At 26.1% G+C, this 24093-nt stretch carries 25 protein-coding genes; 20 read left to right on the top strand and 5 right to left on the bottom strand.

What is annotated here, in order from left to right; translation table 11 throughout:
• The first annotated feature begins 432 nt into the window (after positions 1-432).
• The 3 genes from rsmA to KQY27_RS00600 all read left to right on the top strand — a co-directional run bounded on the left by rsmA (position 433) and on the right by KQY27_RS00600 (position 2606).
• Complete coding sequence (rsmA, locus tag KQY27_RS00610) at positions 433-1326, top strand: 16S rRNA (adenine(1518)-N(6)/adenine(1519)-N(6))-dimethyltransferase RsmA (protein ID WP_224424643.1); 894 nt, start codon at positions 433-435, stop codon at positions 1324-1326.
• A 67-nt stretch (positions 1327-1393) separates the two neighbouring features.
• Complete coding sequence (locus KQY27_RS00605) at positions 1394-2002, top strand: HemK2/MTQ2 family protein methyltransferase (RefSeq protein ID WP_224424642.1); 609 nt, start codon at positions 1394-1396, stop codon at positions 2000-2002.
• 67 nt (positions 2003-2069) lie between these two features.
• A complete protein-coding gene (locus tag KQY27_RS00600) occupies positions 2070-2606 on the top strand; it encodes a hypothetical protein (protein ID WP_224424641.1) in 537 nt (178 codons plus the stop codon).
• Between the two features lie 185 nt (positions 2607-2791).
• Here KQY27_RS00600 and KQY27_RS00595 read toward each other — a convergent pair whose 3' ends face one another.
• Positions 2792-3214 (bottom strand): peptidylprolyl isomerase, encoded by a 423-nt coding sequence (locus KQY27_RS00595; RefSeq protein WP_224424640.1) that lies wholly within the window; start codon positions 3212-3214, stop codon positions 2792-2794.
• Between the two features lie 224 nt (positions 3215-3438).
• Between KQY27_RS00595 and KQY27_RS00590 the strand changes: the two genes are divergently transcribed.
• Positions 3439-4611, top strand: a complete 1173-nt coding sequence (locus KQY27_RS00590; protein ID WP_224424639.1) for an acetylornithine transaminase — start codon at positions 3439-3441, stop codon at positions 4609-4611.
• Positions 4612-5174: 563 nt separating this feature from the next.
• On the opposite strand, the gene KQY27_RS00585 is transcribed toward KQY27_RS00590, so the two are convergent.
• Entirely contained in the window at positions 5175-5507 is a 333-nt protein-coding gene (locus tag KQY27_RS00585) for a hypothetical protein (RefSeq protein WP_224424638.1), read from the bottom strand.
• Between KQY27_RS00585 and KQY27_RS00580 the strand changes: the two genes are divergently transcribed.
• Entirely contained in the window at positions 5395-7683 is a 2289-nt protein-coding gene (locus KQY27_RS00580; RefSeq protein WP_342765732.1) for a right-handed parallel beta-helix repeat-containing protein, read from the top strand. The two genes, KQY27_RS00585 and KQY27_RS00580, sit on opposite strands and share 113 nt — an antisense overlap.
• Positions 7684-7858: 175 nt before the next feature.
• Here the strand turns inward: KQY27_RS00580 and KQY27_RS00575 are convergent, their stop codons facing one another.
• From KQY27_RS00575 to hpt, 3 genes are all read right to left on the bottom strand, one after another.
• Positions 7859-8299 carry a small multi-drug export protein gene (locus tag KQY27_RS00575; RefSeq protein ID WP_224424636.1) on the bottom strand — a complete coding sequence of 147 codons (441 nt, stop codon included), beginning with the start codon at positions 8297-8299 and terminating at the stop codon, positions 7859-7861.
• A gap of 68 nt (positions 8300-8367) precedes the next feature.
• A complete protein-coding gene (locus tag KQY27_RS00570) occupies positions 8368-9672 on the bottom strand; it encodes a tRNA pseudouridine(54/55) synthase Pus10 (protein WP_224424635.1) in 1305 nt (434 codons plus the stop codon).
• 393 nt (positions 9673-10065) lie between these two features.
• Positions 10066-10638, bottom strand: coding sequence for a hypoxanthine/guanine phosphoribosyltransferase (hpt, locus tag KQY27_RS00565; protein WP_224424634.1), 573 nt, complete (start codon positions 10636-10638; stop codon positions 10066-10068).
• A 263-nt stretch (positions 10639-10901) separates the two neighbouring features.
• Here hpt and KQY27_RS00560 point away from each other — a divergent pair, with 263 nt between their 5' ends.
• The 15 genes from KQY27_RS00560 to KQY27_RS00490 form a co-directional block, all read left to right on the top strand.
• The gene (locus KQY27_RS00560) at positions 10902-12236 is read left to right on the top strand and encodes a signal recognition particle protein Srp54 (protein WP_224424633.1); all 1335 of its coding nucleotides are present in this window, start codon (positions 10902-10904) and stop codon (positions 12234-12236) included.
• A gap of 115 nt (positions 12237-12351) precedes the next feature.
• Positions 12352-13359, top strand: a complete 1008-nt coding sequence (dph2, locus tag KQY27_RS00555; RefSeq protein ID WP_224424632.1) for a diphthamide biosynthesis enzyme Dph2 — start codon at positions 12352-12354, stop codon at positions 13357-13359.
• Positions 13360-13752: 393 nt separating this feature from the next.
• The gene (locus KQY27_RS00550; RefSeq protein ID WP_224424631.1) at positions 13753-14328 is read left to right on the top strand and encodes an exosome complex RNA-binding protein Csl4; all 576 of its coding nucleotides are present in this window, start codon (positions 13753-13755) and stop codon (positions 14326-14328) included.
• 116 nt (positions 14329-14444) lie between these two features.
• Positions 14445-14720, top strand: a complete 276-nt coding sequence (locus tag KQY27_RS00545; RefSeq protein WP_224424630.1) for a DNA-directed RNA polymerase subunit L — start codon at positions 14445-14447, stop codon at positions 14718-14720.
• Positions 14721-15074: 354 nt separating this feature from the next.
• Positions 15075-15524, top strand: a complete 450-nt coding sequence (locus KQY27_RS00540; protein ID WP_224424629.1) for an NUDIX hydrolase — start codon at positions 15075-15077, stop codon at positions 15522-15524.
• Between the two features lie 113 nt (positions 15525-15637).
• Entirely contained in the window at positions 15638-15952 is a 315-nt protein-coding gene (locus KQY27_RS00535) for a transcription factor S (RefSeq protein ID WP_224424628.1), read from the top strand.
• A 310-nt stretch (positions 15953-16262) separates the two neighbouring features.
• Positions 16263-17162, top strand: a complete 900-nt coding sequence (locus KQY27_RS00530) for a hypothetical protein (protein WP_224424627.1) — start codon at positions 16263-16265, stop codon at positions 17160-17162.
• A 347-nt stretch (positions 17163-17509) separates the two neighbouring features.
• Positions 17510-18244, top strand: coding sequence for a proliferating cell nuclear antigen (pcna) (gene pcn, locus KQY27_RS00525; RefSeq protein WP_224424626.1), 735 nt, complete (start codon positions 17510-17512; stop codon positions 18242-18244).
• 275 nt (positions 18245-18519) lie between these two features.
• Positions 18520-19749: a hypothetical protein gene (locus KQY27_RS00520; RefSeq protein ID WP_224424625.1), complete on the top strand. Its 1230-nt coding sequence runs from the start codon at positions 18520-18522 to the stop codon at positions 19747-19749.
• 374 nt (positions 19750-20123) lie between these two features.
• Positions 20124-20402 carry a 50S ribosomal protein L44e gene (locus KQY27_RS00515; RefSeq protein ID WP_224424624.1) on the top strand — a complete coding sequence of 93 codons (279 nt, stop codon included), beginning with the start codon at positions 20124-20126 and terminating at the stop codon, positions 20400-20402.
• A gap of 87 nt (positions 20403-20489) precedes the next feature.
• A complete protein-coding gene (locus tag KQY27_RS00510; RefSeq protein WP_224424623.1) occupies positions 20490-20669 on the top strand; it encodes a 30S ribosomal protein S27e in 180 nt (59 codons plus the stop codon).
• 249 nt (positions 20670-20918) lie between these two features.
• Positions 20919-21698, top strand: a complete 780-nt coding sequence (locus KQY27_RS00505) for a translation initiation factor IF-2 subunit alpha (RefSeq protein ID WP_224424622.1) — start codon at positions 20919-20921, stop codon at positions 21696-21698.
• 94 nt (positions 21699-21792) lie between these two features.
• Positions 21793-21963: an RNA-protein complex protein Nop10 gene (locus tag KQY27_RS00500; protein ID WP_224424621.1), complete on the top strand. Its 171-nt coding sequence runs from the start codon at positions 21793-21795 to the stop codon at positions 21961-21963.
• 228 nt (positions 21964-22191) lie between these two features.
• Positions 22192-22962, top strand: a complete 771-nt coding sequence (locus KQY27_RS00495) for a proteasome assembly chaperone family protein (protein WP_224424620.1) — start codon at positions 22192-22194, stop codon at positions 22960-22962.
• 582 nt (positions 22963-23544) lie between these two features.
• Positions 23545-24093, top strand: a 549-nt coding sequence (locus KQY27_RS00490; RefSeq protein ID WP_224424619.1) for an alcohol dehydrogenase catalytic domain-containing protein, incomplete at its 3' end; no start/stop codon positions are given.

Below are 24093 nucleotides of genomic sequence, written 5' to 3'. Positions count from 1 at the left end.
GATCAAGAGGAGATAGGCCTAGAGGAGACAGACCTAGAGGAGATAGGTCTAGGGGTGAAAAACCTAGGGGAGATAGGTCTAGAGGAGATAGACGTAAAGGAAAACCAAATTCAAGAAGAAGAGACTAAATAACCTTTTATTAATATTTATATATTAATATATTTATTTATATTCTTTTTTTCATGTATTTTTTTATATTTTTATATTATAGTTTTAATATACTTTTAATATATTTTTAATATATTTTTATATCTCAAATTTTATTATAATTCCATATTTCATAATTAAAATTTTATATTTTCATATTTCTAATTAAATAATATATATTTCAATATTCAAAATTAAATATTATATAATTTTTATATTTCACAATTATTTGTTTTTTAATAATTTAAAATTTAAATGTTAATTTTCTTTCAATGAAGTGATATTTTGAAATCAGATTATAATAACTCTCATCATGAGTCATTAGCTAAACAAACGAAGAAAATACTTCAAAAATATGGTATTCGTTTGAATAGAAATCTTGGACAAAATTACCTCATTGATGATTTTAAACGAAAGAAAATCATTGAGTTCGCAAAATTATCAAAAAATGATATAGTTTTAGAGATTGGTCCTGGAATAGGGACATTAACAACAGAATTAGCTAAAAAAACTAAAAAAGTAGTAGCTATTGAACAAGATAAGAAAATATATGATATTTTAAAGCAAAGAATTGAAGATGAATCTATAGAGAATATAGAGCTAATAAATGAAGATGCTGTAAAAACAGATATATCTAACTTTGTAAAATGTAATAAAATAGTTTCAAATCTTCCCTATCAAATATCTTCTCCAATAACATTTAAATTTCTAGAATTTGATTTTGATTTAGCTATTTTAATGTATCAAAAAGAATTTGCAGAGCGTATGATAGCTAAAACTGGGGATAAAAATTATTCCAGGCTTTCAGCTATGTTATACTTTAAAGGAGATATAGAATTTTTAGATAATGTTTCACCTGAATCATTTATCCCTAGACCAAAAGTTGATTCTTCTGTTATTAAATTAACTCCTAAAAACATTGATAAGAACCTTTTAATTGAAGATAATGCGGAATCTTATTCAAAAACTTGCAAAGCTATTTTTCAGCATAAAAATAAAAAAGTTAGAAATGCTTTAATAGATTCAAGACATATATTAGGATATAAAGATAAAAAAGAATTAAGAAATCTTATTGATTCAAATTTTTCCTTGGAGCCTTTTTTAACAAATAGAGTTATAAATACTAGTCCTGAAGAAATATTAGAATTAGCTATATTATTAAAACCTATAATAAAATAAATATATAAATTTGATAATAAATAATTTGATTTAATAATTTGATATTAAGTTGCAAATAGGTATACTTATGAAAATTGGTGAATTTGAATTTGAAACAGAAGAAATGGTTTATGAACCTTCTGATGATAGCTTTCTATTAGCTGAAAATCTTGATATTAATTCTGGGGATAGAGTTCTTGAAATAGGAACTGGATCTGGTATAATAGCTATGTATGCTTCAAAATTAGCTGATGAAGTGGTAGCTACTGACATTAATTTTAATGCAGTTCAATTAGCTGAAAAAAACTTTAGTAGCAATGATATTAATAATATAAAGTTACTTTTCGGAGATTTGTTCGAACCAGTAAGGGCCGAATTTGAAGGAAAGGATCAAAAATTTGATGTAATTCTCTTTAACACTCCCTATCTTCCGACTGATGATTGTGAAATTTTAGAAGATAATCTAAATTATGCATTTGATGGTGGATTAGATGGAAGGAAAGTCATTGATAGATTTTTAAATGAAGTAAAAGATTATTTAAATGAAGGTGGAAGAGTTCAGCTAATCCAGTCTTCACTTTCAAATGTTGAAGAAACACTTTTAAGATTAGAAGAATTAGGTTTTATAACTGAGATAACAGCTAGTGAAAAGTTTTTCTTTGAAGAAATAGTTTTAATTACAGGATTTTTATATTAGTTTTTTTATATAGAAAAGCAAACTATAAATGTGTTTTTAGATATATAGATATAAAGGATGTGAAAATTTGAAAAACAAAAGACACATGGGGGATATAGGCTTGTTTGTATTGAGAATAAGTTATTCTCATGTTATTGCATATTTTGTTGCAGGAATATTCGCTGTTTTAGTACTTGGGTATCAAGAACACTTTTTATCTGAACCTTTATCATTTATGCGTCCTGTTGATTCTGCAATTGTGGCTCTTGGCCCGTCTTTACAAATTTTTAGAGGTTTATTTTTATCTTTAATATTAATTCCTTTGAGGGAAACATTTACTAAAGAAAAAAATGGATTTATTAAATTAGGTATATTAATTCTTGGTTTATCTCTATTTTTTACTATAGGTCCAACTGTGGGTTCTTTTGATGGTTATATTTTCACAAATATTCCATTTATGTATCAGATACTTGGATACCCTGAAGCATTTTTATATATTCTGCTATTTATTTCTATTTTATGGCTTTCATATAAAAAACAGAAAAAATGGTTAGATATAATTGGTATTTTTGCTGTAGCTGTAATTTGTTCATTAAGTATTATGGGATATTTATTTGCTATTTAATTTTTATTTAATTTTGTTTATTTATTTTGTTAATAGTATATTATTTTTAATTTATTTGCCTAATCTATAATTGATATTCGGTAGAATAAGAATTTAACTTAACAAAATAATAATGGGAAAAATAATAAAATAAATTTTAAAAAATTTTAATAAAATAAAAATGTAAAAAAGGAAAGTTATTAAAATTAACCTGTAACAGTTACTTTTAACATCTTATCTCCAGCTTTGACAGAGTTTACAACATTCATTCCAGAGATGACTTTTCCAAATACTGTGTGAACTCCATCAAGATGAGGTTGAGGGGAGTGAGTTATGAAAAATTGACTTCCACCAGTGTCCTTACCTGCATGTGCCATAGATAAAGCTCCAGTTCCATGTTTGTTGTCGTTTATTTCACATTTGATTGTGTAACCAGGTCCGCCAGTTCCATTTCCTTTTGGACATCCTCCTTGGATGACAAAATCATCAATAACTCTGTGGAAAGTTAAACCATCGTAAAATCCATCTTTGGCTAATTTTTCAAAGTTAGCTACAGTGTTAGGAGCATCTTTTTCAAATAATTCTAATTCTATATTACCTTTTTCAGTTTCAATAATCGCTTTTTTCATGGTATCACTAATATTATTTAATTTTTCATTAAAGTAATTAAAGTAATTATTTTAATCTATTAAAATATATATAATTAAAAATATATCATAAAAAACATATCACAAAAAATTATGTTTGTTATTGTATATTTATTTTTGTATTTTATATTATTATAATTATTATAATGTTAATTATATAAACAAATAAAAATAAAATAATATAATATTAATATTGAGGAATAAGAATGAATAATAAGGATATCATAGATTTAGATTCAAAATATATCATGCAAACTTATGGGCGTCAACCAATAGCTTTAACTCATGGTGAGGGAGCTTTACTTTGGGATGCTGATGGAAATGAATATATAGACTTCTTTGCAGGGATAGCTGTAAACGCACTTGGACAATCTCATCCAAAAATTATTGAAACTATTAAAAAACAAGCAGAAAAACTCATTCATGTTTCTAATGTTTACTACACAGAAGAACAAGTGAAACTAGCAGAAAAATTAGTTGAAATCACCATATTTGAAAGAGTATTTTATGCAAATAGTGGTGCTGAAGCTAATGAAGGGGCTATAAAATTAGCTAGAAAATACACTGGTAAAGGAGAAATAATAGCTACAAATAATTCTTTTCATGGAAGAACTTTAGTCACTGTTACAGCTACTGGTCAGGATAAATATAAAGAACCTTTTAAACCACTACCTTCTGGATTCAAACATGTTCCTTTTGGAGATAGTGAAGCAATAGCTAATGCTATTAGTGATGATACTGCTGCTGTACTTGTAGAAGCTATTCAAGGTGAAGGTGGAGTTGTAGTTCCTCCAGAAAATTATTTAAAAGAAGTTGAAGCTATTTGTCGTGAGAAAAATGTTCTTTTTATTCTTGATGAAGTACAAACAGGATTTGGTCGAACTGGTGAGATGTTTGCTTATGAATTATATGGAATAAAACCAGATGTCATGACAATAGCTAAAGCTCTTGGTAATGGATATCCTATTGGTGGACTTTTAGCTAGGGGAGATGTTGCAACTGCCTTTGATTATGGGGATCATGGTTCTACATTTGGTGGAAATCCTCTTGGTTGTGCAGTAGCTATGACAGTTATTGATGCGATTAAAGATGAAAACTTATTAGAAAATTCAAAAACTGTTGGAAAATATCTTAAAGACAAACTAATTCAATTAGGGGAAAAATATGATTGTATTACTGATGTTCGTGGATATGGGCTGTTTTTAGCTATTGAACTTGATCGAGAATCAGCTGAATTTACAAATAAAATGAGAGAAAAAGGCTTTTTGATAAATTCAACAGCAGGTAATGTTTTAAGATTTGCTCCACCTCTTATAATAACAAAAAATCATGTTGATAAGATGATTGTAGCTTTAGATGGATTATTATCTGAAATTTAAGTAATTATTATTGTTTATTAATAATAATTACTAATAATTTTAAAATTTTCTATATTATCTATATTTTTCTATATTTCAAAAATTTTATTTTTCTTTATTTCATAATTTTTCTATTTTTAGTTTTGCTTTTTCATGGTTTTCATTATAGAATTTTTTATTTAGTGAACATTATTTTAATTCTTTGAATGTTCGTTTTAGATAAAACTTATATATAACTTTTATAATATATTAGCGTAGTATCTAATTTGTGATTTATTTTCATGGATTGATTGTATATTATAGTAGTTTTATTTGTAAAAATTTTTCTGTATTTTTTATAAATTTTTTTATTAATGAGAATAAAAATTATCCTCCATTATTAGTGGAGAGGGGGATGATTTTTATCCTGATTAATAGAAAAAATAAGAATGAAAAGCTTTGAAAAGCTTTTATATCATTAATATGATTATATACTTTTTTAATCTTATTTACAATTGAATAAAAATGTCAATCCCTAAATTTACAGGGGGAATAGTTAATTATTCTTCTTAATTGTATTATTAATAAAATTTTTTTCTTGTTAATCAAATTAATATTCTATAAATAATATAAAAAGGAGGTGAAAAAATAAAAAACAAAGATAATTTTATTAAAAAAATAATTATTTCGACAATATTATTAACAATATTATTCATTTGTTTATCATCAGCTAATGCAGTAAATGTAACAATTAATCCTGGAGATGCTGGAGGAGTTAATAGTGCTGTAAGTACTGTTGCAAGTGGTAGTGATGTTAATAATACAATTACACTTAATCCTGGAACATACAACAAAACAACAGACAGAAATAACAACATTACATTTAATGGTAAAAATCTTACAATACAAGGAAATATCTCTGCAGGTCCTGTAATCATCGATGCACGAGGTCAAGGAAGAATATTCACAATAAGTGGTAATTCTAATGTAACATTCATCAATATAATATTTATAAATGCAAATGTTACAGGAAATGGGGGAGTAATCTACAACAGTAATTCAGGTACTAGATTGACATTTATAGATTGTGTATTCGAAAATAACACAGCTACTAGTTATGCTGGCGCTATTTATAATTCTGGTAATAATTTAGAAATTAAAAATTGTACTTTCACAAACAACACAGCTACTAGTTATGGTGGTGCTATTTACAGTTATGGTAATAATTTAGAAATTAAAAATTGTACTTTCACAAACAACAGAGCAAATCATGCTGGTGCTATCTATTCTCAAAGTTCTAATTTCAAAGTAATAGGTAGTATTTTCACAAACAACAGAGCAAATAGTGGAAATTATTATGGTGGTGCTATATTTGATATTTATGGTTCTAATTCCACTTTAACAAACTGTAATTTCACTAATAACACAGCTGGATGGGGTGGTGCTATTTTTTACTATCTTACAAATGATGTTACAATAACAAACACCACTTTTGAAGACAATGTAGCAAATTGGTATGGTGCTGCTGGTGGTGCTATCTATGCTGAAGGAAATAATTATAAATTCATAGATTGTAATTTCACAAATAATGAAGCACTTTATGGTTATGGTGGAGCTATAATTCATCATGGAGCTAATCATTCAGTTTCAAATTCTACTTTCACAAACAACAGAGCATCCAATAGTGGAGGTGCTATATATATCCATAATTTTTCTTCTGCTGGTACTGCGACTTATAATTTCAAATTAACCAACTGTACTTTCATCAATAATACAGCTGACATTGGTGGTGCTATCTACAATCAATGTAATTCTTCTACAATAACAAATAGCAATTTCATTGCTAACAATGCATTAAATCGTGGTGGTGCAATTGGCAATGTTAATAATCTCACTGTAACAGATTCTAATTTCACTGATAATACTGCATCGAATCATGGTGGTGCAATTTATAATAATGTAAATTCAAATATCTCTGTTTTGCGCAATATCATGAGTGGTAATTCTGCGAATTTGGGGCAGATGATTTATAATAATGGTACTATAAGTGTTTTAAACCTTATTTTTATTGATAATTCTACTTGGGTGGTTAAAAAAGGTTCTACAATCATTTTGAATGCTACTTTAACTGATGATATGGGTAATACTATTACAGGACAAAACATAAGTTTCTATGTGAATGGAAGTCTTGTTGGAAGTGTGGAATCTATAGAAGGTTATGCTAACATAACTTACTTAGTGAATGGAGTTGAAGGTATTATTTTACCTGTAAATGGATCATATAATGGAATTGGAAATTATCCAATTGTTATCAATAATGGGGAGTTGTTAATTCAACTACTTACTAATTCAACTATAAATGCTCCAGATGGTAAAGTGGGAGATTCTATTAATGTTTCTGGTATTGCAACTGATGAAGAGGGAAATCCAATTGCTAATACTCAAATTAGTGTTACTATAGATGGTAAAACATATAATATTACAACTAATAGTAATGGTGAATGGAATCTTATCTTTACTCCAGAAACTAGTGGTAATTTTACTGCTATTGTTTCTTGGACTGGTAATTCTAGCCATAATGGATTCACAAACAGCACAACTTTCAATATTGATAAGTTAAATACTAGTGTCAGTGTTGTGGCTCCAGATACTAAAGTTAATCAAACAATCAACATCTCTGGTGTTTTAATTGATGAAAATGGTAACCCAGTAGCTAATGCTCAGCTTAATGTAATTGTAGATGGTAAAATTTATAATTTAACTACTGATAGTAATGGTCATTGGAGTTTGCCTTACACACCAACTCGTGCTGGAAGTATTGAAGTTTTAGTAAATTTTGCAGGTAATTATATCTATTTATCTTCTGAAAATGCAACAATATTTAATGTTGAAGCAAATAATGGAGTTAATGAAACCAATGAGACTAATGAGATCAATGAGACTAATGAGAATAATGAAATTAATGAAAGTAATGGGACAAATGAGACTAATGAGAGCAATAAAACAAGTATCAATTCAGTCGCAAGTGCAACTATGAAAAAAACAGGAATGCCAATTATAATTATATTATTAATATTGTTAAGTAGTTTAGGATTATCTAGCAGAAGAAAATAATAATCAAGCTTTTTTTAGGGTATTGATTTTTTATCCTTTATTTTATTTTTATTTTTATTTTTCTTTTTTTTCTTTTTCAGAGAAGAAATAATCTCTATTTAATTTATTATTTAGTTTCAATTTATGAATTAATCGTATTTAAAAGCTAATAAATTTTATTGTATAGCTAATAATCTCATGACATTGCTTTTTGGAATATATCAATTCCAAAATCACCTGCAGTAGTAAGTATGATACTCCATACAACTATTCCTATAGACATCCACTTTATTAAATTTTTTTTGGGAATTCCTAAAGCTATTCCAATAGCAGTACCAATTGGAGCTCCAAAAAGTAGTGGAGATAATAATCCTAAACCTACAGTACCATATTTATTCCAGATATCATAGGCTCGTCCTTCTTTAATATCTTTATTTTTTGATTTCCTTTTAATGATCCAGTTTCTTATAGATTCTCCAAAATATGCAATTATTATTGCAGATAATATTGATCCTAAACTAGATGCAACAATTATTAAAATAGGATTAAGTCCAAATCCTAGTCCTAATGGTATTGAAAACCATAGTTCTAATATAGCTGCGATAAAAATAACTAAGATTTCTATTAATATATCCATGATGTGCACCAAAAATAATTTATCTTTTAAATTTATTTTAAAATATTCTCATTAATATTTATTCTTTATTATCCTACTTCAATAACATCTAATTCTTTACAAATAGCATTTGTTTCTAATATTTCACTTACATTTGGTTTTGTTCGATAATCATCACTTGAAATTAATTCTTTTATGTATAATCCTCCTTGTGTTTTAACTATCATTTCAAATGTATTTGAACTAAGTAGTTTTGTTGAAAGTTCCCTAACTTCTCTTTTTCGAACTTTGTCTGCTCTTCTGTGAGCTACTCTTTGAGGTGTTTGTTGGTCAATTATTTTATTTTCAAGCTGTGCTTTAATTTTAGCTAATTCTTTTTCAGTTATATTGTCTTCACATTCTACTAATGCTCGATAAACTTTGAATGTATCTGGAGATGAAACTTTAATTTCTGCTTTCCTTTTTCTTTCTGTGAATTTTAAGCCAATATACTCTGTTTTTCCTTTGGAGTGTTCATTAACTTCTTTTTGGATTTGTTTAAGATCCAACTTTCTAATTTTAGGTTCTTTTATTTCAAGAACAAATGGTCGACCAGTTCCAAGCATTCTAACGTCAATATCTTCTCTTCCAGCACCATGAAATTTAGCTTCATATCCTCTTGTTTCTTTTAAAACAATTTCGGAGATCAGTTCTTCTACAGACTCTTTATACATCTTTCCGGTTCCATTACAATCATCACAGCCTTTTCCTTTACATTTTCTACAAGGCCATTTTGTTTGTGGAATCCCACGAATTAATTTTTTATATCTTCCTTCTATAAATATTGGATTTATTTGTATTCTGACTTTAATATTTTCTAACTGATTGGATTGTTCTTGTGAATAATTTTCATCCATAATTTTTCTCAAATCAACCATAATTACAATATCAGGATTATCAAAATCAACTTCTTTATTTAATTCTTTTTCAATTAATTTTCCTATTTCTCGATTAATTTCTTTTTTTATATTTTCAACATCTAAATCCAATGCTTCATTTAACCATTCATCTCTATTTAATATTTTTTCTGGTATTTTGGATCCTATTAAAAATGTATCAAATTCCAAATTCAGATAATCAATTTTTCCTTTGATTCTTTCTAAAATATTTCCATTTTTTATATTTTTATCTATTTCAAAAAGTATATTGGAACATGTTTCACATTTAACTTCTTTATCAAAATTAACAGATTCAAAGTTTAGATTGTTTTGAATTAATTTTCCTTTTTCTTCATTTCCATCAGCTTCTGATGATTCAATTATATCTGAAAATTTTCTTCCAAGACAACGATTACAAATATTTCCATTATTTAGTTCAATAAGCTTTTTAGCTTTTAAAAGTATATTTTCGTTCATGATATCATTCTATTAAAAATATTAAGTATTATATTTATTTATTATAGTATCATAATCTATTAAAATATATTATATAATTAATTATATTAAATATGATATAATATTATTTAATAAATATTATAAAATATTATAAAATAATTATAAAATAAAATAATTATAAAAGGTTTATAAAATATTTATAAATTACTTATAATCGGCTACTTATATCAATTACATATTAAATTACTTAAATTATTATAAAAATTATTTAAAATTAAATTTATAAAAGTTATTCAAATTAGTAAATGCTAAAATAAAATTAAAAATAAGAATAAATATTAAAATAAATAATTAATTAATAAATAATTAATCAAACGATTAATAAAATAATTAATAAAATAACTAATAAAATAATTAAACGTCTTCAATGGTTGATTCTATAACAACTTTTCCATCAACAACATTTAATTTGACAATAGTCATAAGAGGAACTCCAGTTTCTTTTTCTACAATAGATTTTCCAGCACCTTTTTCAACAATAGCTATTGCTTCAGCTATTTGAACATCCATTTCTTGAAGGGCTTTGATAACTGCAATATAGGTTCCACCAGTACTTACAACATCATCAATGAGAAGTATTTTGTCTCCTTTTTTAAGTGAATTTATATATAGGTTTGCTTCACCATAACCTGTTTTTTGGAATACTGGGACCTCTCCTGGAAGTCCATAGTCTCTTTTTCGAATAACTACAAATGGAATGTCGGTTTCAAGTGACAGTGCAGTAGCTAAATGAATTCCCATAGCTTCAACACATACTATTTTGTCAATATCTAAATTAGCTTTCTCTTTTATAATAGCTACAATTTCCCTCAATACTTCTGGTTTCATTTCAGGAATTCCATCAGTTACTGGATGAACAAAATAGTTATATTCTCCTTTTTTAACAATTGGAGATTCTAATAATGTTTTTTTTAATTCTTCTAGCATTTTTACACCCTATGAATAATGATATATATAATTTTTATATCTATTTTATACTTAGATAATTGTTATGTAATGTTGTATGTAATTTTGGAATAAGTATTAAAATCATTAATTATTTATTTAAAGATAACTAAATATATTTTTGTATAATATATTAATATAAAATAATTCTAATTAAAACAATTAATATAAAAAATTATAAAATAATTTTATATAGATCTATTAATCTTATTATCAATATTATTAATCAAAAGCCTGGTGATTAAATGTTAGGAGATTTAGGAAAGAATCTTACCAATACCATGAAAAAATTAGCTGGTATGACGGTAATAGATGAGAAAACTATTAAAGAAGTTGTTAAAGATATTCAAAGGGCTTTAATTCAATCTGATGTAAATATTCAACTTGTTCTACAGTTATCTAAGAGAATTGAAGATAGAGCACTTAATGAAAAACCACCTAAAGGAATAACTCCAAGAGAACATGTAATAACTATTGTTTATGAAGAAATGGTTAATCTTCTTGGAAGTGAACCTCATGAACTTGAAATTAATGAAAAACCATTTAAAATAATGTTTCTTGGGCTTCAAGGTAGTGGTAAAACTACTACTATTGGAAAATTATGCAGATTCCTTCAAAAAAAGGGATTTTCTCCAGCTGTTGTTTGTACAGACACATGGAGACCAGCTGCTTATGAACAATTAAAACAACTCACTGAAGAAATGCAAATTTCATTATATGGTGACCCAAATAACAAAGATGCAGTGGATTTAGCTACTAAAGGTTTAAAACACTTTAAAAATCAAAAAATAATTATCTTTGATACTGCAGGTAGACATAAAGAAGAAAAAGATCTTTTAGATGAAATGGAAAAACTTTCCTCTGTAATTGAACCAAATGAATCCATGCTTGTCATTGATGGAACTATTGGTCAACAAGCTGGTGAACAAGCAAAAGCATTTGCAAGTACTACTGATGTGGGTTCAATAATTATTACAAAGTTAGATGGTTCAGCTAAAGGAGGAGGTGCGCTTTCAGCTGTATCTGAAATTGGAGCTCCAATTAAATTCATTGGTACTGGTGAAAAAGTTGATGATTTCGAACCATTTGATCCAGATAGATTTATATCTCGTTTACTTGGAATGGGGGATATAAGAACTCTTATTGAAAAAGCTGAAGAAGTTGTTGATGAAGATGTTGCTGCTGAAACAATGAATAATATGCTAAGTGGTAAATTCACCATTAAAGATATGGAAAATCAATTTGCAATGATGAATAAGATGGGGCCAATGAAGCAGATTATGAATATGATTCCCGGACTTGGTGGAAAAATACCAAAAGAAGCTTCTCAAATGACAGAAGATAAAATAAATATGTATAAAATTATAATGTCTTCTATGAGTGAGTATGAAAAGGAAAATCCCAAAGTTATTAAGCAATCTCGTGTAATGAGAATAGCTAAAGGATCTGGAGTTAAAAATGAAGAAGTAAAAGACCTCCTCAAATATTATAATAATACTAAGAAAGCCATGAAAGGATTTGGAAAACGTGGTATGGGTGGAGGATCTATGGGTAGACTCATGGGTCAATTTATGAGATAAATTCTTCATTAAATTTTTTTTAAATATTTTATTAATAGCTGAAACTATAACAACTTTGACTCAATATTGAAACTAAAAATATAGCAAAAACACATTAAATTTTTCAGAGGTTTAAATGTCATTATATGATATGGATATTGAAAGAGCTATAAAAGTTATAAAAAAACGAAATGCTAAAAATGTTGGTCTTCAATTTCCAGAAGGATTAAAAACTCAAGGAGTAGCTATAGCTAGAATTCTTGAAAAAGAAACAGAGGCAAATATTATAATTTCTGGAGACCCTTGTTTTGGTGCTTGTGATGTTAGTGATAATAAAATGAAGGATATTGTGGATTTAATAATTCATTATGCTCATACTCCTCTTCCTATTAAATATAATGTGCCTGTACTATTTATTGAAAGCTATTCAAAAGTTGATGTTCAAAAATCTCTAGCTGAAGCTCTTGATTTGTTGAATGATTATTCAAAAATTGCTTTAGCCACTACAACTCAGCATTTACATCTTCTTGATGAGATTAAAGATTATCTTGAAGACAATGGAAAAGAAATAGTTCTTGGTTCTTCAAAAAGCACTCGAAAAGGACAAATTCTTGGTTGTAACTTTTCATCTATTAAAAATCTTGATTGTGAAGCATATCTATTTGTTGGAAGTGGAAATTTCCATCCATTAGGAATTCATTTATTTACTAAATCTCCTGTTATTGTAGCTGATCCTTATACTGGTGAATCTAGGGATATTAGTGAATTTGCAGATAAAATTCTTAGAATTCGTTTTGCTAGAATAACAAAAGCTAAAGAAGTTAAAAAATGGGGGGTTCTGATTTCTTCTAAAGAAGGTCAACATAGATTAGAATTAGCTAAAGAAATAAAAAAATCCCTTGAAGATGAAGGGATGGAAGCTTTTTTAATCATGGTTGATAATATCAACCCCGATATATTATTACCTTATATGGATTTAGAAGGTTTTATTGTTACAGCTTGCCCAAGAATCGCTATTGACGATTCTCAAATGTATAAAAAACCACTTATAACTCCTCAAGAACTTGAAATTGTCTTAAATAAAAGAAGTTGGGAGAATTATCAATTAGATGAAATAATTTTTCATGAAAAAGATAAAATTTGATTTTCATGATTATTTATCTTGAATTGATTTTTTCCTGATAATTAATGATTTTTGAAATTAACTATTTCGAATATTAATATTTTCGATGTTATTTTTTGTTTTTTGTTTTTTGATGTTATTGGTTTTTATATGAAATTTTTTATATAAAATTTATATAATACAAATTAATATATATAATGAAATTCATAATGTATTACTTGCAACATTGCTAGAAATTAAAAAGATTTTGAAAAGATTATTAACAATTTGCTAATTTAATTAAAAATATTAATTATTAATATTTGATCATTGATATTCTATTAGCTATATTAATTTTAAACTTTAATAAAATCCTTATTTTAGAATTTTAAATATAGAAACATAAAAATTTTAGATATATGGCGAGGAACAAGCATGAAAGTTAAATCTGGAGATTTTGTAATGCCGGGAGATATTCTTGGGGTTAGTGAACAATTTTTACCTGATAAATGGACTTATGATGATGAAGGAAATATAAAAGCAGCTGTTTTAGGAACAGTCGATATAAGTTCTTCTAACAAAAAAATTTCTATCATTCCATCTTCTGGTAACCCTACTGTTTTAAATGTAGGAGATAGTGTTTATGGGGAAATAACTGATGTACGTGGTCAAAGAGCTATGATAAATGTTCAAAAAATGAAAGGAACTGATAGAAGATTAGCTCTTCCATACATGGCAGCAATTCATATATCTCAAGTGAAAAAAGGATATTTAGAAAAGTTAACTGATGCTTTTAGAATTGGGGATGTTATTGAAGCAAAAGTATCTAAAATTCTAGGAGATAACTTAGATTTAAACACTGAAAATAAAGAAGGTGGTGTTATAAAAGCTATGTGTACTAGATGTCGTGCTTATATGGTAACAACTGATAGGAAAGATGAACTTTATTGTGAAGTTTGTGATAGAAAAGAAAGAAGAAAAGTTTCTATTAACTATGATTGCAAAGAATAAAAGAATAATTTAAAAGATATAATATTATAATTTAATTTTATAATTTAAATAGTTTATTTAATTATTTATCAAATTGCATTGATTTATAACATTTATTAATATTTATGGATGATAAAATGGAAGATATTGAGATTTTAAATAGTACTAAATTGGAACTTGAATTAATGATTCCTGGTGAAAGTCACACTATTTGTAATGCTTTAAGAAAAATTCTCATGGATGATGATGAGATTGATTATGCAGTATATGGAATCGATCACCCTTTAATTGGAGAGCCAAAAATTACTATTAAAGCTAAAAGAACTAAAAATCCTAAAAAAGCACTTTTAAGAGCTTCTACTGCATTAAAAGAACAATCTGAAGAATTTAAAAAATTAGTAGAATCTATGTAATTTTAAATAGATGAAAGTTTTATTTAAAGGATTATTATAATATTATATAATAAATTAATAATCATATTTATAATATATAACTGAATTATAATTTTTATAAAGATTATACAAAATTATAGAAAATTATACAAGATTATAATTTTTTAATAATGATTTTAAGTATTTTATATAGATTTTAAAGTAAATTCTATTATTCCTTTATTTTTATAAGAGTTAAAAATGTTTCATAAGATATAAGAGTTTTGTTTATAAATATTGGCTATTTTCAAATGTTTCAACATAAATTAGCTTGTTAAAGCATTAAGATATTGCATTAGATCTAAAAAATGTGATTTAAGGAAATGCTGTGATAGTTTGAGTGAATATAAAAAACCCTCTGTTACTGTTGATATAATTATTTTTAATGAAGATAATAATGATAAAATAGAAAAAAACAATAAAGATGAGTTTATTTTAATCAAAAGGAAAAACGAACCATTTAAAAATTATTGGGCAATTCCTGGCGGATTTGTTGATTATGGTGAAACAGTAGAAAATGCAGCTATACGAGAAGCTAAAGAAGAAACAGGCATTGATGTTAAATTAAAAAAATTAATTGGAGTTTATTCTGATCCCAAAAGAGATCCAAGAGGTCACACAATTACTATAGTTTATTTAGCTATAGGTGATTTTAATCAGATGAAAGCTAGTAGTGATGCAGCTTGTGCAAATATATTTTCTTTTAATACTATCATGTCTATGAAAATTGCTTTTGATCATAAAAAAATTTTAAATGATGTTTTTAAGGAAATAAATAAAAATTAAACTTTTTTAAATCAAATTTTATATTTTTTGATTTTATAGAATTTTATAAAAATTCAAAAAACAAATTTAGAAAATATTATAAATTAATATTTTAGACAGATTGGAGTGATATTATGGAGTTTTGTCCAAAATGTGGGGCTATGATGCTTCCAAAAGGCGATAAATTTCAATGTAAGTGTGGCCATACAAAAGAATTAAGTAAAGATGAAGCTGATAAGTATGGTGTAACCGAAAAGATTGATGCAAAAGATACAGTAATAATGAAAGGTGAAGACATAGATACTCTCCCTACTACTAAAGTTACATGTCCTAAATGTGGTAATGACAGAGCTTCATGGTGGTTACAACAAACTCGTAGTGCTGACGAAGCAGAAACTAGATTTTTAAGATGTACTAAATGTAAACATACTTGGAGAGAATATGATTAATTTTTCATCTAAGACTCAAGCCCTATTGATTTATATATAATAACTTTTTATATTAAAAATATATTTGAATAATTTTTCAAAATTCTGACTGAATATATTATTGATAACTATATTATTTAATTTCAGATAATATTGATTATGAAATGGTTTATAATCAATTATTATATATGTTTAAGAATATTTTAAATTAAATATTAAACTGAATATTAAACTAATAAAATCAACTAATAAATTAAATAATAAAATTAAATAATAAAAAATATTATATTTTAGGTTAATTATTTTGAATATTTTATAAGGGGAAATTTAATTGACTGATTCCAAAAAATCTTCTGATGAAGAATCTATGATTGGTAAAATTTTTTCATCTATAGAGAAGATTAATAAAATTGATTCATCTGATTTAAAAGATGAAGATGAGAAAAAAAATAACGAAGGGGACTCTAATAAAGACAACTTCGCTGATAAATTACCACTCACTTCAAAAGCTGATGAATTTTTATCTGATGATTTTAAGAGAAAATTCCCTATATTAGCTATTTTTGGAACAGTTATTGGAGTAATTCTTATTATATTTGGAATTATTTCAATCTTAAATGCATCTGAAAGAGTTGTGGATAGTGTTGCCTCTGGTGAGACTGGAACTATATCTATTTTTATAATATTTTTAGGTATTTTATTTTTAGGGTTATCGTTCCTTAAATTTTTTGCAAAAACCGGCCCTATTTCAAATGCTTTTGAAAGTCTCAATGATTTAAAGTTATTAGATGAAAATGAATTTGATGATGAAGAATCTGATGAAAAAGAACAATCAGCTGAAAATAATTCTGAATCAGACAATCTTGATGATGTGAAAGAAAAATCTGATGATTTAGATAATATGGAAGATATGGAAGAATCGGATGATTTGGAAGCCAATGAAAAAGATTCAGATTTGGAAAAGGTTTTAGGATCAGATGAAGGGACTAAAGAATCTTTGGATGATGAAGTTTTTGATGAAGAATCTGATGAAAAAGAACAAGCAGCTGAAAATAGTTCTGAATCAGATAATTTTGATGATATGAAAGAAAAATCGGATGATTTGGATAATATGGAAGAATCAAATGATTTGGAAGATAGTAGACAAGATTTAGATTTGGAAGAGTCTTTAGAATCAGATGAAGAATCTGATGTTCTTGATAATCAATCTGAAGATAAAGATCAAAAATAGATTTAAAGATTAAAGATTTCTAATAATGAAAATAAACAACTCTCTATTTTTATATTTTAATATTATTTTTTGACTATTTCTAATTATATTATGTTTTTTTATATGATTAATTACATTTTTGATATATTTTTATAATAATTTATTTTAATAATAACATATAAATTTGAAAAATTAAATATATGTATAAATATGATGAAATACTAACTCATATATACATGTTAAATCTTTGACATCATTCTATTAGCTTAAATTTCAAGGTAAATCGACCTATTTAAAACATTTTTAATAATGGCTAATATGCAATAATGTTAACAAAAAGTTTTAAATTGACTAAGAGATGATTTTAAATGTTTAAAGCTGAATTAAGTAATCCTAATATTTTAAAAACTAGTTTTGATGCTATTTCATCTATTGTAGATGAAGTACAAATTCAAACTGATAGTGAAGGTATCAGATTAGATGCCTTAGACCGTAGTCACATTACATTCGTTCATTTAGAACTTAAAGCAAGTTTATTCGATGAATTTGTTTGTGATGAACCAGAAAAGATTAATATAGATACTGATGAATTTGTTAAAGTTTTAAAACGTTCCAAAAGTGATGATAGAGTCATAATGTCTCTAGATGAAGGAAATTTTATTATAACTTTTGAAGGAGAAGCTAAAAGAACATTTAAAATTAGGCTCATTGATATTGATCAGGAACCACCTTCACCTCCAGAATTAGATCATCCTACTCAGTTTGAAATTCCTTTTGCACTTTTAAAGGATTCCATAGCTGATATAGATATCTTTTCTGACAAAATAGCTCTTAAAGTTGATAATGAATATTTCAGAGCTGAAGCAGAAGGTGAATTTGGAGATGCCAATATAGAATATCTTCATGGCGAAAAAATTGATTCTGAAGCTAAATCAGTATTTTCACTTGAAAAAATCAGAGAAATGCTTAAAGCAGATAAATTTTCTGATATAGCTACAATAAAACTTGGAGATGATATGCCTCTTGATCTTAAACTTAAAATGGTTTCTGATGATGGGGAACTTAGTTTCTTACTTGCTCCAAGAATAGAAACTGAAGATTAGTTCAGTTTCTTATTTTTTATATTTTTAATTCTTATGTGCTTTTCATTGCATTTTTCATTTTAATTTATTATTTAAATATTTTCATATTATATCATATTCATCTTAGATTTTACTCAAATTTTAAGAGTTATTAAAGCTTTTAAATCATTTAAAGTTTTTAAAATTTTTAAAACTTTTCAAATTTTAAAACTTTTCAATTGGTAAAATTTATGATTAAATAAAATATTTTCAGTTATTAATCTAAATAAAAATAAAAGTTATAGAGATGATTATTCTTGGACGATCAATTCTTTGCAAAATTACGTGAAATACAAAAAAAGGAGCGTGCCAATAGTTCCCTAGCTAGGGTAGGAACTGATTTCTATAAAAGAACTCACACATACCTAGATTCAATTAGGGATGTTGCCCGTAATGATCCTTTTTCAAATGAAAGTGATTTATTAAAGAATGTTCAGAGAATTGCTACTGAAATATGTGAAATAAGAGAACATAAAATAGCTGATGCGGCTGTAATGAATATACATCGTTCATATCATCTATTTCAAGGAAAACCTCAATTTGATTTAGTTGATACAACTCCTCTTAATATTACAGAAGAGGAAGAAGCCCTATATTTTTCTTTCATTGATGTTTTAAAGAATCATAGAAGAGGGATTTCTTTAGATCAACTTAATAATCATGAAATTATTAATGATTCGAATGAGAATGAAATAGATAATACTTCTGATTCAATTAATAATTCTTCTATTAATAATAGTAATGCTAATACTAATACCAATAATGAAAATATTGGCAAAAATATTACTAAAGATAATGAAAATCAAAATTTCGATGTTAAAAATAAAACTAAAGTTAATAAAGATGAAAATATAGTTAGTAGCAATAATTCTAATAATTATTCTAATGATAAAGAAAGAATTGAAAATGACGAGAAAGATGATTTAGTTTTAAATAGATTAAATTCAATCAAATCTGGCAAAATTATTAAATATGAGACTCCGGAATCTATTGAAAAACAAATAATCAAATCAAAATATCCTAAGAATAATATAACTGATATCAATAATCATAATGCTATTAAATCTAGTATAAATAATAATAAAAACTCTATAAACAAAAAAAATTTTACTAATAATATTAAAACCACTAATAACAATGACAATATAGAAAATAGAGATTCTTCTAAGAATAATTCTGCAAAACCAAAGTCTAAGATTTCTAATATTATTGGAAATGAAAATGATCAATTTATTGATTTAGATCATTTGGATAGTGATATTGGCCATTATAATTTAGAAGAAAATCATTATAATAAATTTAATTCTAAATCTACAGCTGATAGAATAGCTAATGTAATGGTTCTTATATTTTCAGAGATTAATTCTATAATTGGTGTTGATAAAAAGGTATATGGTCCTTTTCAACCTCAAGATATTGTTATAATGCCTGATATTAATGCTAAAATATTAATTAAAAATAAGAAAGGAAGGTTAGTCAAAGTATAATTTGAAAGTAAATTTTTAACAATTTTACTTTGAATTTTTGATTATTATATTATTGATTTTTTATTAATTTTTCCATTAAATTTAAATATAGATAAATCAATATATTATGATAATATCTATTATTTCAATGAAAAGTTTATTATCAGTTTTTTTATAAAGCCTCAAAATAGCATTAATGGCTTTTATTAGTTTTAAATCATGTGATTTAAGGTTTTAATGATATATTTTTCTTTAAAATTAATATATTACTGTTTTAGTAATTTTATTTCAAGATAATAAATATTCAACTTATGGTTGGTATATTGTTAGATATATTTACACATATTATCAATTTATGTCATGGAGACATACATTTACAAAATATAGGTGATTAGATGAAAATTCCTAAAGAAAAAAGAACTTACTGTCCAAAATGTAAAACTCATACTGTTCATGAAGTACATGTAGCTAAAAAAAGAAAAGCTAGTGAATTAAAATGGGGACAAAGACAATTTAGAAGAGTTACTGCAGGTTACAGAGGATATCCAAGACCATTACCAGGTGGAAATAAACCTGTTAAAAAATTAGATTTAAGATACAAATGTAAAGAATGTGGTAAATCTCGTGTTGCAACCTCTTTCAGAACTGGAAAACCAGAGTTTGTAGCTCAATAATTAAATTATTTGGAAATATTTTTCCATAATCAGCTAAATATCAATATTTGCTGATTAATTTTTTAAATTTATAAATTTGGTGATTATATGGCAAACGAAAAAAGAGGAAATTTTTTAAAAGTCAAATGTCTAGATTGTGATAATGAACAAATAGTATTTGACAGAGCAGCTTCTACTGTCCAATGTATTATATGTGGAAAAACACTTGTAAGACCTCTTGGTGGAAAAGCAAAAATAACTGCTCATATAGATTCTGTATTAAAATAATATTAAAATAATAAGATAGCTATAGTTTATTAACTTTTAAGCTATCTAATCATATTTATTCTATAATATTAATAAAATTATAATTATTTATTATATTTATAAAATTTAATTAAACAAATTTAATTAAACAAAATTTATTTAAATAAAATTAAAAATATTTAACAATAGATTCAGCTAAAGATTATTATTATGGCTTATTAATTAATAATAGATTCTTTAGCCTATTTTCATTGTTTTTTAGGTGTTTTAATGGTAAGAAAAAGTCAAGAATGGCCAAATGAAGGGGAACTTATAGTCGCTACTGTTTATAAAGTTCTTGGTTATGGTGCATTTGCAAACCTCGAAGAATATGAAGGAAAAGAAGCTTTTATTCATATTTCTGAAGTATCTTCTGGTTGGGTAAAAAATATTAGGGATTATGTACGAGAAAACCAAAAAATTGTAGCTAGAGTACTAAGAGTTAATCCTAAAAAGGGTCATGTAGATGCTTCTTTAAAAAGAATAAGAGAAGATCAAAGAACTAAAAAGATTCAACAATGGAAAGTGGAACAAAAGGCAGAAAAATTTTTAGAATTAGCTGCAAAATCACTAGATAAAAATCTTGATACGGCTTATAAGGAAGTAGGTTATAAGTTAATGGATACATTTGGTGATATATATGGCGCTTTTGAAAATGCTGCAGAAGAAGGTGAATCATCTCTCATTGATGAAGGAATCGATGAAGAATGGGCTAAAACTATCGTAGATATAGCTAAAAAGAATATTACTCCTCCTGAAGTACATATTACTGGCTATGTAGATATACAAACCTTTGATCCAAATGGTGTAGATATAATTAAAAAAGCTCTTAAAGCTGCTGAAGGAGAAGACATTGAAGTTCAATGCGTAGGTGCTCCTCGTTATAGAATCACTGTGAAATCTTCTGATTATATTCAAGCTGAAAAAAACTTAAAAGCTGCTGCTGATAGAGCTATTAAGATAATTGAAGATTCTGAGGGTAATGGAACCTTTTTACGTGAATTAGAATAATCATTATTTATATTTTATTTCTTAATTTTTTATTTAATTATCAATTATTCTTATTTACTATATTTATTAGATATGTTTTTCTTGAGTGATGTAAATGAAAATGAAAATGCATAAATGTAAATCTTGTAATATTTACACACTAAAAGATCAGTGTCCATCTTGTGAGGGAGAAGTTAATGTTATTTACCCTCCAAAGTATTCCATTGAAGATAAATATGGAAAATATCGCCGTAAACTTAAGGAACAATCATTAAATTCAATATAATTTTTTTGTTTTGTTAAATGTAGAGATTCTACTTTTTAAAGCAAATAATATTAAATATTTCTAAATATTTAAATAATTACTTGTTAATATTATTAAATATTATTAAACTAATATCAAATTTTAATTAATATTAATTAAATATTAATTAAATTTAATTAAATTCTAATTAAAGCATATTTTTATTTAAAAATAAATTTTTATTAATTATATTACTATAGAGGAATTTTCATGAAAGATACTGAAATCAATATTTTGGAAGAAATAGAATTAAATAATCCTATTTTTATTGAAGCTCTTCCAGGTATTGGACATGTAGGTAAATTAGCTGCTGATCATATTATTGATGAATTAGACGCTACTAAATTTGCAGAACTTTATTCATATCATTTTCCACCTCAAGTTTTTGTAGATGAGGATGGTTTAGTTGAAAATATGGTGAATGAGTTTTATTACTTAAAATCTCAAGGAGAAGACAATAAAGATTATATAATTCTCGTTGGCAATAGTCAAGCTCTATCTCCAGAAGGCCAATATCAATTATCTGGTGAAATTTTAGACTTTGTTGAAAAATTTGGAGTAAAAGAGATGTATACTTTAGGTGGCTTAGCTACAGGTCATCCTATTGAAGAATCTAGAGTATTTGGTGCAGCTACTGATATTGAAATTATTGAAACATTAAAAGAACTAAATATTGAAATAAGGTCTGCAGATGGTGGTATTGTTGGAGCTTCTGGATTACTTCTTGGTTTAGGTAAACTAAGAAACATAAAAGGAGCTTGTTTAATGGGAGAAACACCAGGTTATTTCATTGATGCTGAAGCTGCTGAAGCTATTTTAGATAAATTAGCTATCATTCTTAATATAGAAATCAACACAGATAAATTAGATGAAAGGGCAGAAGAAACAAGAAAAATGATTTCTAAAGCTCAAAAAATGGAACAAGAAATGATGAATAAAACTTTAGGTTCCGGTGAAGATGATTTAAGATATATTGGTTAATGAATTAAAGATTTAGCTTTTCATATTTTATATATCTTTATTTATTTTTCTTCATTCTTACTCATTTTTATCCGTTTTATTTATTTTTTACTTATTTTTAATTATTTTTTATTTCCTTTTTTATCATTTTTTCTTTATTTCTTTTTTAATAATGTATATCTATCAATATTTTTTATATTAATTGTAATACTTTTTTTATTATATTTATACATTATATTATGAAAATCATTTAGAAAATTATTTATATTGTATTTTATAAATTCAAAATGGGGGTATATATGGAACATTAATTTGTGAAATATGTAAATATATTATAAAATTAATATGGATGTTTAACTTAGAAACACAACTAAATGCTTGTTATATTTTTTAGATATGCATTTTAATATACAATAATATGTTATTTATTATCTTGATTATTTTTAATATTTACCATTCTACCAATTATTGATATTTTGTAATATTTGATGGATTTTACATATATATAAATTAATTAAATATTTAATTTCAATATCTTACTTAATTTCAATGATTGATACCATTATATCCTAATTTGAATATAAAAATTAAAGGGTTGATAAAATGAAAGGTTTAGCTATGTTGAGAATTGGTGAGATTGGTTGGATTGAGAAAGATAAGCCTGAGATGAGTCCTAGGGATGCTTTGGTGAGGCCGTTGGCTCTTGCGCCTTGTACTTCTGATATTCATACTGTTTGGGAAGGTGCTATTGGTGATAGGCATAATCTTATTTTGGGTCATGAAGCTTTAGGTGTTGTTGATGAAGTGGGTAGTGAGGTTAAGGATTTTAAACCTGGTGATAAGGTTATTGTTCCTGCTATTACTCCTGATTGGGATGATGAAGCTGCTCAAAGAGGTTTTCCTTCACAGACCACTGGGCCGTTAGGTGGTTGGAAGTTTTCTAATTTTAAAGATGGGGTTTTTGGTGAGTATTTCCATGTGAATTTAGCTGATGCTAATTTGGCTCATTTACCTGAGGGTATGTCTCTTGAAGCTGCTGTGATGATTCCTGATATGCTTTCTACTGGTTTTATGGGTGCTGAAAATGCCAATATTCCTATGGGTGGTTCTGTTGCTGTGCTTGGTATTGGGCCTGTTGGTTTAGCAGCTATT

The sequence above is a fragment of the Methanobrevibacter sp. TMH8 genome (genome assembly GCF_020148105.1).
In the GTDB taxonomy this organism is placed as follows: Archaea; Methanobacteriota; Methanobacteria; order Methanobacteriales; family Methanobacteriaceae; genus Methanobinarius.
This window is presented reverse-complemented; position numbering and strand designations above follow the sequence as displayed.

Coding starts and splice junctions, on each gene's coding strand:
- pcn (WP_224424626.1), top strand. CDS start 17,510: ATGTTTAAAGCTGAATTAAGTAATCCTAATATTTTAAAAACTAGTTTT.
- hpt (WP_224424634.1), bottom strand. CDS start 10,638: ATGCTAGAAGAATTAAAAAAAACATTATTAGAATCTCCAATTGTTAAA.
- KQY27_RS00570 (WP_224424635.1), bottom strand. CDS start 9,672: ATGAACGAAAATATACTTTTAAAAGCTAAAAAGCTTATTGAACTAAAT.
- KQY27_RS00500 (WP_224424621.1), top strand. CDS start 21,793: ATGAAAATGAAAATGCATAAATGTAAATCTTGTAATATTTACACACTA.
- KQY27_RS00590 (WP_224424639.1), top strand. CDS start 3,439: ATGAATAATAAGGATATCATAGATTTAGATTCAAAATATATCATGCAA.
- KQY27_RS00495 (WP_224424620.1), top strand. CDS start 22,192: ATGAAAGATACTGAAATCAATATTTTGGAAGAAATAGAATTAAATAAT.
- KQY27_RS00515 (WP_224424624.1), top strand. CDS start 20,124: ATGAAAATTCCTAAAGAAAAAAGAACTTACTGTCCAAAATGTAAAACT.
- KQY27_RS00505 (WP_224424622.1), top strand. CDS start 20,919: ATGGTAAGAAAAAGTCAAGAATGGCCAAATGAAGGGGAACTTATAGTC.
- KQY27_RS00605 (WP_224424642.1), top strand. CDS start 1,394: ATGAAAATTGGTGAATTTGAATTTGAAACAGAAGAAATGGTTTATGAA.
- dph2 (WP_224424632.1), top strand. CDS start 12,352: ATGTCATTATATGATATGGATATTGAAAGAGCTATAAAAGTTATAAAA.
- KQY27_RS00510 (WP_224424623.1), top strand. CDS start 20,490: ATGGCAAACGAAAAAAGAGGAAATTTTTTAAAAGTCAAATGTCTAGAT.
- KQY27_RS00550 (WP_224424631.1), top strand. CDS start 13,753: ATGAAAGTTAAATCTGGAGATTTTGTAATGCCGGGAGATATTCTTGGG.
- KQY27_RS00560 (WP_224424633.1), top strand. CDS start 10,902: ATGTTAGGAGATTTAGGAAAGAATCTTACCAATACCATGAAAAAATTA.
- KQY27_RS00545 (WP_224424630.1), top strand. CDS start 14,445: ATGGAAGATATTGAGATTTTAAATAGTACTAAATTGGAACTTGAATTA.
- KQY27_RS00535 (WP_224424628.1), top strand. CDS start 15,638: ATGGAGTTTTGTCCAAAATGTGGGGCTATGATGCTTCCAAAAGGCGAT.
- KQY27_RS00585 (WP_224424638.1), bottom strand. CDS start 5,507: ATGATTACAGGACCTGCAGAGATATTTCCTTGTATTGTAAGATTTTTA.
- KQY27_RS00595 (WP_224424640.1), bottom strand. CDS start 3,214: ATGAAAAAAGCGATTATTGAAACTGAAAAAGGTAATATAGAATTAGAA.
- KQY27_RS00575 (WP_224424636.1), bottom strand. CDS start 8,299: ATGGATATATTAATAGAAATCTTAGTTATTTTTATCGCAGCTATATTA.